Raw genomic sequence first — 16,320 nt, 5'->3', positions numbered from 1 at the left:
GCCTGCCGCCGGGACTGCCGGCTGTGATGGGCCGCAGTCCCGGCCGCCAAACTACCCGATCCTTCTCAAACAATCCCTGGGCGAAGCAGCCGCAAAGCGGCGTCGCGCAGACCCTAGGATCCATGCCGTGACGCTAAGGCGTTGCAACGATTACAGAATTCTGCTCCGCTTTGCTCTCGGACCAGGTCACGGCATGGATCCTCGGGTCAAGCCCGAGGATGACGACATTCGGAGCGCTTGGGCTAATCGCCGAGGTCTGCGATCTGTTCTTTATGCCTTAGCGACTGCCATGGGGAACGAAGCCGAGCAGCTCAAATCCAGCGCCGCACTCGCTTTGCGTAATCGCGGTACTTCTTGCCGAACTTTGCCGCCAGGATCTTTTCTTCCTTCTCGATCGCCAGCTTCTGCGTGGCGAAGGCGGCGAGGAAGGCAAAGAGCAGGAACCAGGCGATGCCGGTGATGAAGGCAACGCCGATCAGAAGCAGCGTGTTGGCGAGATACATCGGGTTGCGGGTGATGCCGAAGGGGCCTGACGTCACCAGATGGTCGGGCTCGGCGTTGGGATCGAGCGTCGTCTTGGCCCTGAACATGGCTCGGATCGCCGTGATCCACAGCATGGCCACGCCGAACAGCGCCACCCAGCCGACGCCGAACAGGAGATCGCCGAAGATGTCGCCGATCCAGGGCAGCGGATAGAGCAGGCCGAGGACGACGCTGAGCACGATCGCCACGACATAGATCACCGGCGGCCAGGGAACGATCCCGTGTCTGGGCTTTGCGATGCCACTCATTGCTGCCCTCCCTCCATCCCGTCCTCGGTCGCGGCGGTACAGGTGCCTGCCAGATCGGCCAGATGCGATTTCCAGGTGCTGGACTGGTCGTTGCCGTAGAGCTTGTCGAGAGACCCTTCGCCTTTCAGCGTGTCCAGCATGCAGCCACAATAGCTGGAACAGAACTTGCTGTCCCGCTGCTGTTCGCACTGTACCTGGCACGCCGGCAGGAAGCCGGCTTCCTTGTCCTGGGGAGCGGCGGGCATGACCTGCGAGAACAGCCACACCGAACCGAACAGAAGCGGTTGGTGGATGAGGTAGAAGGCGAGGCTGTGCCGGCCGATGAAGACCAGCGGGTTCGACCAGCGGCCAGGCACCCATGTTCCCAGCCGGGCGAGCAGGCCGGATGAGGAGGCGAGCTTCACCGCGGCTATACCCAGAAGCACCGCGCCGAACCAGGGGAAGAGCGGCACATAATCGTTGGACCGCGGGTTGATCGCCGAAAGGCCGACCCACCACAGCGCCGGATGGTCGAAGAACTCCGACCGCAGATAGTAGGGTGCTGCAATGACGGCCGCGGCGATGATTGCCGTCAGCAACGAAGGCAGCCTGAGAAAGGCGAGGCCGAGCAGGCTGGCGAGCGCGATCTCGTGCAGGATGCCGAAGAAGATGAAACCATCAGGCGTGACGAAATAGGTGACGGCGGAAATGGCGATCGCCGCCACGGCAACCATGGCAAAACGCTTCCAGAAGCCCGGCCATCGGATCTGACGTCCATGGGCGAGGAAGAGGCTGACGCCGACCAGGAACAGGAAGGTCGAGGCAATGCAGCGCGCGTAGAACTTCCACCAGCCGAAAGCCGTGAGGCCGGGTGCCGTGTAACCGAAATTTTCGAGGTCCCAGGTGAAGTGGTAGCTCGCCATCGCGAGCAGGGCGATGCCACGCAAGATGTCGATGGCCTGGATGCGGCCACGTTTTGGGGCGTCCTGAACGGGTTCGCTGGTCGTTTGAAAGCTCATTGATCTCGCAATCCGATTCAGTCCTGCCGAACGACTATCACGGTTCTGCGGGGCAACAGAAGGAGGGCACGCGCGGCTGGCATGGCGCGTTGCTTTAAAAGCGCGTCGCGCTGAAACGGATTCAGGCGACGCGCTTTTAACGCTTCGTTTTGATGCATGTCGTTATCCCAGAACCGCTGCGCACTTCTGGGCGACATGCTTTAGTTTAGGCCAGCGGCGGAAAGCCTTTGACAGGCTTCGCTTTTCGGCCTCTCGGGGTCGGTTTCCTGCTAATGGCCGGCAGGTCGTCCGGCCAGATTTGACGGGTGATTCACGTCTCGGAGGGCCGATGTCCACCCATGTGCGCCATCCGATCTGGCTTCCGGCCCTGCGGCCGGCGGATGCGCGCACCTTCGCCTCGCTCTACGCGGTGGAGTCCTTCGCCCGCGCCACGATCTCCAGCGTCATCCCGATCCAGGCCTACGAGATCCTGCACAACGAGCGGATCGTCTCGATCCTCTATACCATCGTGTCGCTGATGGGTCTTTCGGTCACGCTGTTCATGCCGATGCTGATCCGCCGCTTCGCGCGACGCTGGGTCTATACCGCCGGCTGCGTGCTGTTGGCGATCGGCTCCGCCTTCTTCGTCACCCACACGCTGCCCGGACAGATCGCCGGCATGCTTTGCCGCGTCATGGGCGCGAGCGCGCTGTCGATCACGCTCAACCTCTACATCATGGATCACATCCGCAAGACCGACTTCATGCAGGCGGAATCGCTGCGCATGGCCTGGTCGATGTTTGCCTGGACGGGCGGGCCGACGCTCGGCATCTTCCTCTACACCCACTTCGGCATCTATGCCGCGCATGGCGCGGTCGTGGTGTTTGCCTTCGCGCTGCTTTGCCTGTTCTGGTTCTACCGGCTGTCCGACAACCAGTCGATCCGGCCCGGCAAGTCGCGCCCCGCCAATCCGCTTGCCAATATCGGCCGCTTCGTCGCGCAGCCGAGGCTGCGGCTCGCCTGGCTGATCGCCTTCGGCCGCTCCTGCTTCTGGACGACTTTCTTCGTCTATGGTCCGCTGTTCATGGTGATCACCGGCCAGGGCGAGCTTGCCGGCGGTTTGCTGGTTTCGGCCGGCAATGCGCTTTTGTTCATGGCAATCTTCTGGGGCAGGGCGGGCAGGCGCTTCGGCGGACGGCGGGTCATGACCTTCGCCTATTTCGCCATGGCGGCCGTGCTGTTTGCGGCGGGCGGCGTCGGCGAGGCCGCGCCGCTCCTCACCGGCGCGCTGCTGCTCTTTGGCGCCTTCTTCACCATCGCGCTCGACGCGCTCGGCTCGACCGCCTTCATGCGCTCGGTGCGCTCCTACGAGAAGGCGCAGATGGCGGCGGTCTACCGCACCTATCTCGACTTCTCCGAACTGACGCCGCCGCTGGTCTATTCGGTTGTTCTGACCTTCTTCGGCCTGGGATCGGTGTTCGTCACGCTCGGCATCCTGGCCGCCTTCTGCGGCTTCGTCACCTGGCGCTATCTGCCGAAGTCATTTTGATCCGGGCTGATATGCCCGCGTGGCGCTCGCGCACCACCCGGGCAAAGGAGTTGTCAATTGCCGGCTTCCCCGATTGTGGCGGCTGCGTGAGGACCTTAAGGTCACGCGCATGTATCCAAGAACGATGTCGCTTACTGAGGAACTGGTCGCCCGTTGTTTTCGCGCGGTCGAGGATGCGGGACCCGATCCCGACGCGGCGCATCTGGATGACAGTGACTATGGAACGATGGTCGACGCATTCGAGGCTGAGCTTCCCGAGACAGTACCGCTTTGGCTGTTCGGTTATGGCTCGCTGATCTGGAAGCCGGAGATCGAGCATACCGAGGAACGGGTGGCCGTCGCGCGCGGCTGGCACCGCTCCTTCTGCATGAAGATGACGCGCTGGCGCGGCACCAAGGAGCAACCTGGCCTGATGATGGCGCTGGATCGCGGCGGCCAGTGCAAAGGCGTCGCCTTCCGGTTGGTCGACGGCAACCGAAGGCAAGCGCTGGACAAGCTTTTCCGGCGCGAGATGACATTGAAGCCGACGAGCTATCGGCCGCGTCTGTCGCAGCTTTCAACCGACAAAGGCCCGCTGCGGGCGCTGGCCTTCGTCATCAACCGCCAAGGCACCACCTATGCCGGTCCGCTCAGCGAGGAGGAAGTGGTCGAGAGGCTAGCGACATCCTGCGGCCATTGGGGCTCGGGCGCCGACTATCTCTACAACACGGTGAGGAATCTCGAGCAGCGCGGCATCCATGACGCGCATCTGTGGCGGCTGCAGCAGCTCGTCGCCGCCCGGATTGCCGCTTCGTAAAAGCCGTGGCGCAATCCCGCCGCGCAGCGGCGGAATTTGGTTTGCGGGTGATTGTGCTTCTGCCTAAAGTCGCGACGCGTCGGCCTTGTGGCCGCGACAGGATTTCATCCAAGGAAAAAGGCAGGGAATGACCGGCGCGACAGCCGCGAGCGGCAATAAAACTTCCGATCGCAAACTGACCTTCGTCCTGGGCGGCGCGCGCTCGGGCAAGAGCTCGCATGCCGAGAGCCTGACGACCGCCCATCGATCGCCCTGGGCCTACATCGCCACGGCGCAAGCCTATGACGACGAGATGCGCGAGCGCATCGCACTGCATCGCTCGCGGCGCGGCGAAGGCTGGGTCACCGTCGATGCGCCGCTCGACCTGCTCGGCGCCATCGAGGCCTTGCCGGATCACCAGCCTGTGCTGATCGATTGCCTGACGCTGTGGCTCACCAATCACATGCTGGCCGACCATGATGTCGAGGCCGAATGCCGGCGGCTGGCGGATGTGCTGTCGCGGCCGCGAGGGCCGTGGTTCGTGGTCTCGAACGAAGTCGGGCTCGGCATCGTGCCCGACAATGCGCTGGCGCGACGGTTCCGCGACGCCGCCGGCCGGCTCAACCAGCAGGTCGCGGCGGTTGCCGACAGCGTGCTGATGATGGTGGCGGGGCTGCCGCTCAAGGTGAAATGACATGGCCGAAATCGAAGACAAGAAGATTGACGACGGGGACGCCGAGCGCCATCGCGCCAAGATGGCCAAGCGCAAGGCGGTGCAGGATGCCGAGGTGGCCGGCAAGACGATCGAGAAGGGGCTTTTGATCGTCAACACCGGGCCGGGCAAAGGCAAGACCACAGCCGCCTTCGGCCTGGCGCTCAGGATGCTGGGCTATGGCAAACGCGTCGGCGTCGTTCAGTTTATCAAGGGCAAATGGCACACCGGCGAAAAGGATGCTTTCGCCGCCTTTGGCGACCGCGTCGTCTGGCATGCGATGGGCGAGGGGTTCACCTGGGAGACCCAGGACCTCAAGCGCGACATCGCTGCTGCAGAGGCAGCCTGGACGAAAGCGCTGGAGCTGATGGCCGATCCATCGATCAGCCTCGTGGTGCTCGACGAGCTCAACATCGCGCTGCGCTACGACTATCTCGACCTGGAAAAGGTGGTCTCGGCGCTAAAAGCGCGCCGGGACGATTTGCATGTGATCGTCACCGGCCGCAACGCCAAGCAACTGCTCATCGAGGCGGCCGACCTCGTCACCGAAATGGGGCAGACCAAGCATCATTTCTCGGCCGGCGTAAAAGCCCAGCAGGGAATTGAATTTTAGCCGCCGATCAAAATGGTCAGATAGATCACGATCACCGAGAGGACCGCGAACAGGCCGAGCAGCAGCCAGTCGGCGACACGGTAGAGTTTCAGCGCCTGGCGAATGTCGGTGCTTTCGGCCTCACGGCGGCCGCCTTCACCCATGAAGGCGTCCTCGACGACCTCCCCGCCATAGCTGCGCGGGCCGGCGAGCGAAAGCCCAAGCGCGCCTGCCATTGCGGCTTCCGGCCAGCCGGCATTGGGGGAGCGATGCTTCCTTGCGTCGCGCCGCATGACCTGCCAGGCGCCGCGCGGATCGGCGCCCGGGACAAGAACGGCCGCCAGCACGATCAGCAGGCCGGTCAGCCGCGATGCGGGCAGGTTGATCAAATCGTCGAAGCGGGCGGCGGCCCGGCCGAAGGCCTCGTATTGCGGCGTGCGGTGGCCGATCATCGAATCGGCGGTGTTGGCGGCCTTGTATGCCGCACCTCCGCCTAAGCCGCCGATGCCGGTCCAGAAGGCGGGCGCGACGATGCCGTCGGAGAAGTTTTCGGCCAGGCTTTCGATGGCGGCACGCGCAACGCCTGCCTTGTCGAGCTTTTCCGGATCGCGGCCGACGATGCGCGAAACGGCGATGCGGCCGAGCGCCAGGCCGCCGGTCTCCAGCGCGTCGGCGACGTTCTCGACATGCTCGGCGAGGCTTTTTTGCGAAAGCAGCGAAGAACCGAGGATGGCCGCGATGACAAGGCCCGACGGAAAGATCAACCAGAGCAGGACATGCAGCGCCAGGCCGATGACGCCGGGCACCAGCAAAATGACGAGCAAAGCCTGAACGCCGCGGCGGCGACGCAATTCGTCGGAATCAGTGGCGCGGTTGAGCCGGCGATCGAGAAAGGATATCAGCCTGCCGATCCAGGTTACCGGATGGCCGATAGCGTTGAACAGCCAGTCCGGATAGCCGAGGGCACGTTCGACGGCGAGTGACAGGAAAGCGATCAGGATCGACATGAAGCTTCTAAGCGGAGCGATTGCAGCGGTTGATCATGGCGGCAGCCTTGGCCGCGCAAGCGCGCTTTTTCCTCATGCGCCAAAACCTTTCGTGGACCTCTCGACGGGTATCAATCCGCACTCCTATCCGCTTTTCGAATTGCCCGCCACCGCCCTGTCCCGATTGCCGGAGGCAGGACAACTGCGTGAATTGGCTGAAATTGCGGCTACGGCCTATGGCGCGCCGTCGGCGGCGCATGTGGCAGCGGCGCCCGGCACGCAGATTCTGCTGCCGCGCGTCGCTTCGCTGGTGCGGCCCGGCAAGGCGCTGGTGCTCGGCCCGACCTATGCCGAACACGCCCGGGCCGCTGCCATCGCCGGCCATGCCGTCGCCGAAGTCAGTGATTTCGATGCGCTGGTCGAGGCGGGCCTTGCGGTGCTGGTCAATCCCAACAACCCGGACGGGCGGGTGGTCGAAAAGGCTCGCCTGCTCGACCTTGCCGCGCGGCTTCGCGCCAAGGGCGGCCTGCTCGTCGTCGACGAGGCCTTCATGGATGTCGGCCCCACCCAGCAAAGCCTGGCCGGCGATGTCGGGGCGGGCGGCATCGTCGTGCTGCGCTCGTTCGGCAAGTTCTTCGGCTTGGCGGGTGTTCGGCTCGGCTTCGCGCTGGCGGATGCGCTGACGGCCGAGCGGCTGGATGCGCAACTGGGACCTTGGGCCGTGGCCGGCCCGGCGCTCGAATATGGCATCCGCGCCTTGTCGGATGCGGAGTGGCAAGACGATATGCGGCAACGCCTGGCGCAAGATGCCGCGCGGCTCGACGCGTTGCTTGACCGATTTGATGTTCCGGTCGCCGGCGGCACCAGCCTGTTCCGCTATGTGTCGTTTCCCGAAGCGCCAAGCCTGTTTTCGGCACTTGGCTCGAGCGGCGTGCTGGTCCGTCATTTCGCCGAGCGGCCGCAGGTCCTGCGCATCGGTCTGCCGAGCGACGAGGCGGAATGGCAGCGCGTTGAAAGTGCCCTTGCCGCATGGGCCGCGCGGCGCGAGGATGCGAACAGGGAGTTTGGGCGATGATCCACGTCTGTTCGCTGTCGAAGGTCGACCAAACCGTGGCAAGGACCGGTGCGCAACGGTTGCTTTCGCTGCTTGCCGCCGGCACCGAAGTGATCCGCCCGGCCTCGATCCTGGCGGAAAACCATTTGCACCTCGTCATGCACGACATTGCCGTGGCGCAGGAAGGCATGACCATGCCCGGCGAGGAGCATGTCCGCGCTTTGCTCGACTTCGCCTATCGCTGGGACCGCGTGAAGCCGCTGGTGGTGCATTGCTATGCCGGTGTCAGCCGCTCGACCGCGTCGGCCTACATCATCGCAGCGGCGCTGGCGCCCAGGCGCGACGAGATGGAACTCGCCAAGACGCTGCGCTTTCTCTCGCCCACGGCGACACCCAATCCGCGGCTGATCGCCGTCGCCGACATGCTGCTTCAGCGCGACGGCCGCATGATCGCGGCGATCGAGGCGATCGGCCGCGGCGCCGACGCCTTCGAAGGTATCCCCTTCGAATTGGAGATTGAAGCTTAGGTCAACGCGGCCGCCCCGCTACGACAGCCAGTCGGCAAGCTTCGCCTTACGCACATCCTTGACCAGGCTGATAAAACCGTCGGCCTGCATTTCCGCCGTCAGGCGGCCCTTCTCGGCCGTGGCGATCGAGGCATCGCCAACCACGCCGTTCGGATTGAGGTCGCCGGCGATCCAGGCGAAGGCGTGCGTGCCGGTGTGACGCAGCAGGGCGAATTCCTTTTCGGCGCGGCCGACATTCGAAACGAAATTGTCCGCCTTGCTCATGTCGACGAGGTCGGGCCGGAAGTGCAGCATCAGCGAGGTCTCGACGTCGCCGCCATGGATGCCGTGACGGTCCTCGAGCTCGGTATACATGCCGGCCGGGCGGCCGAAGCGCTGCCAGCTCGTCTTCACCGACAGCATCTTTGCGCGCACGCGCAATTCGCGCGAAATGATGCCCATGATCTCTTCATTGCCGCCGTGCGAATTGACGACGATCAGTTTTCTGACCCCGGCGCGGGCGACCGACAGGCCAAGCTCGGTCCAGGCGTCGACCAGAGTGGTGGCGGGCAAAGTGAGCGTTCCCGGCGCATGCAGGTGCTCGTTCGACTTGCCGACCGCCTGCACGGGCAGGATGCGGATGTCGAGATCGTCGGGCAGGCGCGCGATCACTGTCTCCAGCATGCCCATCATGATCGAGGTATCGGTCGAGACCGGCAGATGCGGGCCATGCTGCTCGATCGCCGCGACCGGCAGCACGGCGATGGTCGCTTCGGCGTCGATCGAGGCGTATTCAGTCGTCCGGTAGTCGCCCCACCACACGCGTCTTGTCGTCACTTTTCGTCTCCCGATGGTCTAGTGGGGATGGTCTAAGGCGCCTCGCGGCTGCGGGCAACAGCTAGCCTGCTGCCAGAACTTCCACTTCGACCTTGAATTCCGGGCGCGCGAAACCGGAGACGATCACCAGCGTCGAGGCCGGCGCCGGATCGGAAAACAGGCGGTTGCGAACGTCCATGTAGGGCTGCAGGTGGGCGCGGTCGGTGACGAAGGCGTTGATGCGCACGATGTCGTTCAGCGTCAGGCCGGCTTCGCTCAGAATCGCGGCGATGTTCTTGAAGCAGAGCTCCGTCTGTGCCCCGGCACCCTCCGGCACGGCATCGTCCGGGCCGATGCCCAATTGGCCCGAGCAAAGCACCAGGCGCTTTCCGGCGGGTACTTCGACGCCCTGACTGTAGCGGGCGAAAGGGGGCTTGATCGACTTGGGGGCGAGGTATTTGAGCATGGCATTCTCCTGTCCGTGGACAGCCTAGTGGCGTATTCAGGAAACATTCAAGACGCCGTGCATGCCGCCAGGAGCGATTATGGACAGGCGTCCAAAAAATAGGCACGATGCCTCGCGCACAGCATGACCCCTTCCGGTTTAGGCAATGACTGCCGCGCAAGCAGGCGGCCCAGGCGGTGGCATATGTCTTGCTTCTTGAACAAATGGTGTCGAGCCCAGCGCGCAGCGCGCCGGAGCCAAGAGAGGGTGATGTTTATGGTCGGAAAAGAAAAGATCCTGGCGGGCGCTGCCGCCCTGCTTGCTGCCAGCACGCTGGGTGCGGCTGCGAACGAGAAGGTGACGTTCGGCACCAACTGGCTGGCCGAGCCGGAGCATGGCGGCTACTATCAGGCCGTGGCCGACGGCACCTACGCCGCCTGCGGCCTCGACGTCACCATCATGCAGGGCGGCCCCCAGGTCAGTGGCCGGCCGATGCTGCTGGCCGGCAAGATCGATTTCTACATGGGCGGCAATCTGCTCTCGGCCTTCGACGCCGTGCAGCAGGGCATTCCGATGCGTGTCGTCGCGTCCGACTTCCAGAAGGACCCGCAGGTTATCATGTCCCGGCCGGGGCAGGGGCTGGACAAGTGGGAGGACCTCAAGAACGCCGACAAGTACATCATGGGCGACGAGGGCGCGCAGACCTTCTTCCAGTGGATGGTCACCGACCTCGGCTACGATGCCGCCAAGCGCGTGCCCTATACGTTCAATCCGGCGCCCTTCATCGCCAACAAGAAATCGATCCAGCAAGGCTATGTGACCTCCGAGCCGTTTGCCGTGCGGAAGCAGGGCGGCTTCGTGCCGAACCAGTTCCTGCTCGCCGACTATGGCTGGGACACCTATGCGACGACCGTCGAGGTGATGCAGGACACGATCGACAAGCGGCCGGAGGTCGTCCAGTGCTTCGTCGATGGCTCGGCCAAGGGCTGGTACAAATACCTCTACGGCGACAACAAGGCCGCCAACGACATGATCAAGAAGGACAATCCGGACATGACGGATGAGCAGATCGCCTTCTCGATCGAGCAGATGAAGAAGTTCGGCGTCGTCGATTCCGGCGACTCGGAAAAGCTCGGCATCGGCACCATGAACGAAGCCCGCATCCAGAGCTTCTACGACAAGATGGTCAAGGCCAAGGTCGCGCAGCCGGGTATCGACATCAAGAAGGCCTACACGTTGGCCTTCATCAACAAGGGTGTCGGGCTGGAGCTGAAGAAGTAAGGCGGCCTGCCTGACATGATTCAGGAAAAAGTGGCGAAGACGCCGGCGGCATCGGGCGAAACCCCGATGCTGCTGTCGTTGCGCGGTGTCGGCAAGGTCTTTTCGAACGGCGTGACGGCGCTGAGCAAGGTGGATCTCGTCATCCGCGAAGGCGATTTCCTCAGCCTGCTCGGCCCGTCCGGCTGCGGCAAGTCGACGGCGCTGCGGCTGATCGCCGGCCTGTCGACGCCGACCTCCGGCCAGCTCGACTGGCGAGGTGCCATCGACCGCTCGAATATCGGCTTCGTCTTCCAGGAGCCGACGCTGCTGCCTTGGGCCAGCGTCTTCGACAATGTCTGGCTGCCGCTCAGGCTGAAGGGCGTGTCGCGCGCCAAGGCGCAGCCTGCCGTGATGGCGATGCTGTCGCGCGTCCATCTCACCGGCTTCGAGAACGCCGTGCCGCGCGAGCTTTCCGGCGGCATGAAGATGCGCGTCTCGATTGCGCGCGCCATGGTGACGAAGCCGCGCATCCTGCTGATGGACGAGCCCTTCGCCGCGCTCGACGAGATCACCCGCTTCAAGCTCAATAACGATCTTCTGGAGCTTTGGCAGGACGAGCGGTTTACCGTTGTCTTCGTCACCCACAGCGTGTTCGAAAGCGTGTTCCTTTCGAGCCGCATCGTCGTCATGGCCGCGCGTCCGGGCCGTGTCTTTGGCGAACTCCCGGTCGATGCGCCTTATCCGCGCGACGAAGTGTTCCGTACCTCGCCCGACTACGCGGCACTTTGCCGGCAGGCCTCGGACGTGCTGGTGAATGCCATCAACTCAACCGCCGGACCGCACCATGACGGCCATTGAAGACGCCACGTTGAAGCTCGATCCGGAAGAGGCGCGCCGCGCTCGTCAGGAGCGATTGGAGCGGATCGGCAAATGGGTGCTGCCGCTGGCGATCATGGTGCTGGCGATCGTGCTGTGGGACCGCATCTGCGTCTGGAACGAGATCCCGCAATATATCCTGCCGCGCCCTGGCGTGGTGCTGCAGACGCTGCATAGCGATGCCGGTTTGCTGTTCTCCTCGCTGCTGGTGACGCTCAGGATCACCTTCCTCAGCCTGCTGCTCGCGGTCATCGGCGGCGTCGGGCTGGCGGTGCTGTTCGCGCAGTCGAAATGGGTGGAGATGTCGTTCTTCCCCTTCGCCATCGTGCTGCAGGTGACGCCGATCGTCGCCATCTTCCCGCTGATCAACATCTATGTGAACAACCAGACGGTCAAACTGCTGCTGTGCGCCTGGATCGTCGCCTTCTTCCCGATCCTCTCCAACACCACGCTCGGGCTGAATTCTGTCGACCGAAACTTACGCGACATGTTCAAGCTCAACGGCGCGACGCGCTGGCAGCAATTGCGCTATCTGCGACTGCCGGCGGCGATGCCCTATTTCCTCGGTGGACTGAAGATCGCCGGCGGCTTGTCGCTGATCGGCGCGGTCGTGGCCGAATTCGTCGCCGGCGCGGAGGGGCAGTCATCCGGGCTCGCCTCACGCATCATCGAGGCCGGCTATCGGCTCAACGCGCCACGCCTGTTCGCGGCGCTGATCCTGATCTCGCTAACAGGCATCCTGATCTTCCTGGTGCTGTCGCTGGTGTCGCATCTCATCCTGCGCCGCTGGCACGAGAGCGCGCTGAAGCAGGAGCGCTAGGTGGGAGACGTGATTGAGAACAGTGAGGGCCTGGTTACACAGCGAACAGGCGTGCGGATGTCTCCGCACGGCCGTTCGCCGTGTCTCCGATCCAACCGACCCCTTTGGGGAACGGTGTTGCATAGGACAGAGGAGGGCAGGCCTTGATACCAACCTCTGGTTCTTATCGCCTGGCTAACGTTCGGCTTCATCGATCGCTCACGCCTGGTCTTGCAGCTGCTTTCGACCCGGATGGTTTCGCGCTTGCCGACATCACCATCGCCGATGGCAAGATTTCCAGCATTGCGACACATGGCAAATCGAAGGCGCAGGCCGATGCGATCGACCTTGCTGGCCGCATCGTGCTGCCGTGCTTTGTCGACTGCCACACCCATATCGACAAGGGCCATATCTGGCCGCGAAAACCCAATCCCGACGGCACCTTCATGGGGGCGCTCAACGCCACCGGTGCCGACCGGACCGCGCGCTGGAGCGCGGAGGACGTCGCGCGGCGCATGGATTTCTCGCTGCGTTCAGCCTACGCGCACGGCACCAAGGCCTTGCGCACGCATCTCGACAGCGTGCCGCCGCAGGAGGAAATCTCATGGCCTGTGTTCGAGGCGATGCGGGAAAAATGGCGCGGGCGCATCGACTTGCAGGCCGCCTGCCTGCTCGGCATCGAGGGTGTGCGCGACAAGGCCTGGTTCGAGCGGCTGGCGAAGCGCGTCGCCGCTGCCAAGGGCGTGCTTGGCGTCGTCACCTATATGGTGCCCGATCTAGAGGAACTGCTCGACCAGGTTTTCGCGCAGGCGATCAAGCACGGGCTCGATCTCGATTTCCATGCCGACGAGACCGACGACGTCGCGGCCATCTCGTTGAAGAAGATCGCCGAGGCCTCGCTATGGAACGGTTTTGAGGGCAACATCCTGGTCGGCCACTGCTGTTCGCTCTCGCGCCAGCCGGACCTCGAGGTGCTCGACACGCTTGACAAGGTGGCGAAGGCACGGCTCGCCGTGGTGTCGCTGCCTATGTGCAATCTCTATCTGCAGGATCGCCGCAACAACGAAACGACGCCGCGCTGGCGTGGCGTGACGCTGCTGCATGAGATGAGGGCGCGCGGCATCAAGGTGGCGGTCGCTTCCGACAACACGCGCGACCCGTTCTACGCCTATGGCGATCTCGACATGTTGGAAGTCTACCGCATGGCAACGCGCATCCTGCATTTCGACCATCCGGTCGGCGATTGGCCGCGAGCCGTGGCGGCAACACCGGCCGAAGTGATGCGGCTTGAGGGCGCCGGCACACTAGCCACAGGCGGCAGCGCCGACTTCATCGTCTTCAAGGGACGGAGCTGGACCGAATTGCTGTCGCGGCCCGAATCGGATCGCATCGTGGTGCGCGAGGGCAGGGCGATCGAACGCAAACTGCCCGATTATGCCGAACTCGACGAATTGATGGTGGGATGATGGATATCGCAGCGTTGAAGCGCGATCTCGATGGGATCAAGGTCGACGACCATCCGGCCATCGTCCAGCAGAAGAGCCGCGACTTCTACTGGTACAGCCCGGTGCTGAAGGCGCAGCTCGACCACATCACTGGCGACCTGATCGTCACGCCGAAGAACGAGGACGAGGTCATCCGCGTGCTTGCAGCCTGCCACAGGCACGGTGTTCCGGTGACGCCGCGCGGCAGCGGCACCGGCAATTACGGGCAGGCCATGCCGCTATCGGGCGGCGTGGTGCTCAACCTCGCCGAGATGAACGAGATCAAATCGATCGCGCCGGGACGCGTGGTGACCGGGCCAGGCGCTGTGCTGGCCGAGATCGACAAGGCGACGCGGGCGCATTCCGGGCAGGAGCTGAGGCTTTCGCCATCGACCTACAACACCGCCTCCATCGGCGGCTTCATCGCCGGCGGTTCGGGCGGCGTCGGCTCGATCAATTTCGGGGGCTTGCGCGATTTCGGCAATGTGCTGCGTCTGCGCGTCGTGACCATGGAGGGCGAACCGAAGGCGCTCGAGCTCACCGGCGAGGACCTGCACAAGGTCACGCATGCCTACGGCACCAACGGCATCATCACCGAGGTCGAGATGCCGCTGACCGCCGCCTATGAATGGGTCGACGTCATCGTCGGCTTCGACACCTTCATGGGGGCCGCCCGTTACGGCAACGCGCTTGCCTGCCAGGACGGCATCCTGACCAAGCTGATCACGCCGATCGCGGCACCGGTGCCGCAGCTCTATTTCAAGCGCCACCAAAAGTTCCTGAGCGAAGGGCAGAGCATCTGCGTCGTCATGGTCGCGAAGCACGGGCTCGACGCCTTTCTGGCCTTCACCCGACGCGCCGTCGGCGAGGTCATCTTCAATGCGGCAACCGCGACGGATGAGGATAAGAAAGGCCTGCCGCCGGCCTACGAGCTTGCCTGGAACCACACGACGCTGAGGGCACTGCGCGTCGATCCGTCGATCACCTACCTGCAGTCGCTCTACCCGTTTCCCAACCAGCTGGCCCTGGTCGAGAAGATGGACGCGATGTTTCCGGGCGAGGTGTTCTCGCATCTGGAATTCGTGCGGCTCGACGGCAACATCACCTGCTTCGGCTTGCCGCTGGTCAAGTTCACCACCGCGGCGCGGCTCGACGAGATCATCCGCCTGCATGAGGAAAATGGCTGTCCGATATTCAACCCGCATCGCTACACGCTGGAAGAGGGCGGCATGAAGCAGACCGACGAGATCCAGCTTGCCTTCAAGCGCGAGACCGATCCGCAAGGCCTGCTCAACCCCGGCAAGATGATCGCCTGGGAAAATCCTGACTATGATTATCGCTCCGGCCGGACGTTCCTGTTCAAAGGCTTGCAAAGGGCAGGGTGATGAAAGTCCTCGTGCTCTACGCCCATCCGGTGGAGACCAGCTTCAATGCCGGCCTGCACCGGACGATCGTCGAGCGGCTGTCCGTGGCGGGCCATGCGGTCGACGATTGCGATCTCTACGCCGAGGATTTCGACCCGCGGCTGACGCGCGCCGAGCGGCTCGGCTACCACGACCCGCGCGAACCCGACGATGCTGCGGCCGGCTACGTGGAAAGGCTTCAGAAAGCCCAAGCGCTGGTGCTTTCCTATCCGGTGTGGAACTACGGCTTTCCAGCGATCCTGAAGGGCTTCTTCGATCGCGTCTTCCTGCCTGGCGTGTCGTTCAAATTGATCAATGGCAAGGTCCAGCCGTCGCTGCACAACATAGGCAAGGTGGCGGCGGTCACCACCTATGGCGGCAGCCGGTTCCGCGCCATGCTGATGGGCGATCCACCGCGCAAGCTGATCAAGCGCATGCTGCGCGCCACGGTGAAGCCGGGCGCGCCTGTGACCTATCTCGCGCATTATTCGATGAACTTGTCTTCGGACCAGACGCGACAGGCCTTCATGGCCAAGGTCGCGGCCAGCATGGACAGCTTCTGATGCGCGCGCTGGTGGTCTACTGCCATCCGGTGCCGGAGAGCTTTTGCGCCGCGATCCGCGACACCGCCGTGGAGGTGCTGACGCGAAGAGGCTGGGAGGTGCGGCTGCTCGACCTCTATGCCGAGAAATTCGACCCTGTGATGAGCTGCGAAGAGCGGCGCTTCTACAACGACCGCGCGCCTCAGGATCCGGCGCTGAAGCCGCATTTCGAATTGCTCAACTGGGCCCAGGCGATCCTCTTCATCTACCCGACCTGGTGGTACGGTTTGCCGGCGATGCTGAAGGGTTGGTTCGATCGCGTGTGGGCAACCGACATCGCCTTCCAGCTGCCGGCCGGGAAGGGCCGCATCAAGTCGCTGATGACGCATGTCACCAAGGTCGGCGTCATAACCACCTGCGGCGCGCCGACCTGGTGGAGCGTCGTCGTCGGCCAGCCGGGGCGCAAGACCATCCTGCGCGGCATGCGGGCACTCTGCGCCACGCGCTGCAAGACATTTTTTCTCGCGCACTATCTGATGGATTCCTCGACGCCGACGAGCCGGGCTGCTTTTCTGGCGAAGATAAGGGCGAGGTTGGAGAGGTTTTGAGCGGCGGACTTCTCCTTCTCCCCTTGTGGGAGAAGGTGGATCGGCGCATAGCGCCGAGACGGATGAGGGGTGTTCCAGCGGAGTGAGACGCTGGCGTTTCCTGGAACACCCCTCATCCGTCGCCTTCGGCGACACCTTCTCCCAC

The 16,320-nt window shown here is 63.8% G+C and carries 18 protein-coding genes; 13 read left to right on the top strand and 5 right to left on the bottom strand.

The window, feature by feature from the left end; genetic code table 11:
• Positions 1 to 311 precede the first annotated feature (311 nt).
• Together ACWGS9_RS12790 and ACWGS9_RS12785 are read right to left on the bottom strand one after the other, a co-directional pair.
• Positions 312 to 791 (bottom strand): methyltransferase family protein, encoded by a 480-nt coding sequence (locus ACWGS9_RS12790; protein WP_454505585.1) that lies wholly within the window; start codon positions 789 to 791, stop codon positions 312 to 314.
• Entirely contained in the window at positions 788 to 1,789 is a 1,002-nt protein-coding gene (locus ACWGS9_RS12785; protein WP_454505584.1) for a DUF1624 domain-containing protein, read from the bottom strand. The genes ACWGS9_RS12790 and ACWGS9_RS12785 overlap by 4 nt, the downstream gene beginning before the upstream one ends.
• Before the next feature lie 328 nt (positions 1,790 to 2,117).
• Here ACWGS9_RS12785 and ACWGS9_RS12780 point away from each other — a divergent pair, with 328 nt between their 5' ends.
• From ACWGS9_RS12780 to cobO, 4 genes are all read left to right on the top strand, one after another.
• On the top strand, positions 2,118 to 3,317 hold the full coding sequence (locus ACWGS9_RS12780) for an MFS transporter (RefSeq protein ID WP_454505583.1): 1,200 nt from the start codon (positions 2,118 to 2,120) through the stop codon (positions 3,315 to 3,317).
• A 109-nt stretch (positions 3,318 to 3,426) separates the two neighbouring features.
• A complete protein-coding gene (locus ACWGS9_RS12775; protein ID WP_454505582.1) occupies positions 3,427 to 4,113 on the top strand; it encodes a gamma-glutamylcyclotransferase in 687 nt (228 codons plus the stop codon).
• A gap of 127 nt (positions 4,114 to 4,240) precedes the next feature.
• Positions 4,241 to 4,786, top strand: coding sequence for a bifunctional adenosylcobinamide kinase/adenosylcobinamide-phosphate guanylyltransferase (gene cobU, locus ACWGS9_RS12770; RefSeq protein ID WP_454505581.1), 546 nt, complete (start codon positions 4,241 to 4,243; stop codon positions 4,784 to 4,786).
• A 1-nt stretch (position 4,787) separates the two neighbouring features.
• Positions 4,788 to 5,417 carry a cob(I)yrinic acid a,c-diamide adenosyltransferase gene (gene cobO, locus ACWGS9_RS12765; RefSeq protein WP_454505580.1) on the top strand — a complete coding sequence of 210 codons (630 nt, stop codon included), beginning with the start codon at positions 4,788 to 4,790 and terminating at the stop codon, positions 5,415 to 5,417.
• On the opposite strand, the gene cbiB is transcribed toward cobO, so the two are convergent.
• Positions 5,414 to 6,403, bottom strand: coding sequence for an adenosylcobinamide-phosphate synthase CbiB (gene cbiB, locus ACWGS9_RS12760; protein ID WP_454505579.1), 990 nt, complete (start codon positions 6,401 to 6,403; stop codon positions 5,414 to 5,416). The genes cobO and cbiB overlap by 4 nt on opposite strands.
• On the opposite strand from cbiB, the gene cobD reads away from it, so the two are divergent.
• Both cobD and ACWGS9_RS12750 read left to right on the top strand, forming a co-directional pair.
• Positions 6,402 to 7,457, top strand: a complete 1,056-nt coding sequence (gene cobD, locus ACWGS9_RS12755; RefSeq protein WP_454505578.1) for a threonine-phosphate decarboxylase CobD — start codon at positions 6,402 to 6,404, stop codon at positions 7,455 to 7,457. The two genes, cbiB and cobD, sit on opposite strands and share 2 nt — an antisense overlap.
• Positions 7,454 to 7,963, top strand: coding sequence for a tyrosine phosphatase family protein (locus tag ACWGS9_RS12750; protein WP_454505577.1), 510 nt, complete (start codon positions 7,454 to 7,456; stop codon positions 7,961 to 7,963). The genes cobD and ACWGS9_RS12750 overlap by 4 nt, the downstream gene beginning before the upstream one ends.
• Positions 7,964 to 7,981: 18 nt before the next feature.
• Here the strand turns inward: ACWGS9_RS12750 and ACWGS9_RS12745 are convergent, their stop codons facing one another.
• Together ACWGS9_RS12745 and ACWGS9_RS12740 are read right to left on the bottom strand one after the other, a co-directional pair.
• On the bottom strand, positions 7,982 to 8,779 hold the full coding sequence (locus ACWGS9_RS12745) for a creatininase family protein (RefSeq protein ID WP_454505576.1): 798 nt from the start codon (positions 8,777 to 8,779) through the stop codon (positions 7,982 to 7,984).
• Between the two features lie 61 nt (positions 8,780 to 8,840).
• Positions 8,841 to 9,224, bottom strand: a complete 384-nt coding sequence (locus ACWGS9_RS12740) for a RidA family protein (RefSeq protein ID WP_454505575.1) — start codon at positions 9,222 to 9,224, stop codon at positions 8,841 to 8,843.
• A gap of 255 nt (positions 9,225 to 9,479) precedes the next feature.
• On the opposite strand from ACWGS9_RS12740, the gene ACWGS9_RS12735 reads away from it, so the two are divergent.
• From ACWGS9_RS12735 to ACWGS9_RS12705, 7 genes are all read left to right on the top strand, one after another.
• Positions 9,480 to 10,484 (top strand): ABC transporter substrate-binding protein, encoded by a 1,005-nt coding sequence (locus ACWGS9_RS12735; protein WP_454505574.1) that lies wholly within the window; start codon positions 9,480 to 9,482, stop codon positions 10,482 to 10,484.
• Between the two features lie 15 nt (positions 10,485 to 10,499).
• On the top strand, positions 10,500 to 11,321 hold the full coding sequence (locus tag ACWGS9_RS12730; RefSeq protein WP_454505573.1) for an ABC transporter ATP-binding protein: 822 nt from the start codon (positions 10,500 to 10,502) through the stop codon (positions 11,319 to 11,321).
• Positions 11,308 to 12,159, top strand: a complete 852-nt coding sequence (locus ACWGS9_RS12725) for an ABC transporter permease (protein WP_454505572.1) — start codon at positions 11,308 to 11,310, stop codon at positions 12,157 to 12,159. The genes ACWGS9_RS12730 and ACWGS9_RS12725 overlap by 14 nt, the downstream gene beginning before the upstream one ends.
• A 143-nt stretch (positions 12,160 to 12,302) precedes the next feature.
• The gene (locus tag ACWGS9_RS12720) at positions 12,303 to 13,604 is read left to right on the top strand and encodes a cytosine deaminase (protein WP_454505571.1); all 1,302 of its coding nucleotides are present in this window, start codon (positions 12,303 to 12,305) and stop codon (positions 13,602 to 13,604) included.
• On the top strand, positions 13,604 to 15,007 hold the full coding sequence (locus ACWGS9_RS12715) for an FAD-binding oxidoreductase (protein WP_454505592.1): 1,404 nt from the start codon (positions 13,604 to 13,606) through the stop codon (positions 15,005 to 15,007). Before ACWGS9_RS12720 ends, ACWGS9_RS12715 begins: the two co-directional genes overlap by 1 nt.
• The gene (locus tag ACWGS9_RS12710) at positions 15,007 to 15,588 is read left to right on the top strand and encodes an NAD(P)H-dependent oxidoreductase (RefSeq protein ID WP_454505570.1); all 582 of its coding nucleotides are present in this window, start codon (positions 15,007 to 15,009) and stop codon (positions 15,586 to 15,588) included. Before ACWGS9_RS12715 ends, ACWGS9_RS12710 begins: the two co-directional genes overlap by 1 nt.
• Positions 15,588 to 16,175, top strand: a complete 588-nt coding sequence (locus tag ACWGS9_RS12705) for an NAD(P)H-dependent oxidoreductase (RefSeq protein WP_454505569.1) — start codon at positions 15,588 to 15,590, stop codon at positions 16,173 to 16,175. Before ACWGS9_RS12710 ends, ACWGS9_RS12705 begins: the two co-directional genes overlap by 1 nt.
• The last annotated feature ends 145 nt before the right edge of the window (positions 16,176 to 16,320 follow it).

This window comes from Mesorhizobium sp. Arg314 (assembly GCF_053714275.1).
This window is presented reverse-complemented; position numbering and strand designations above follow the sequence as displayed.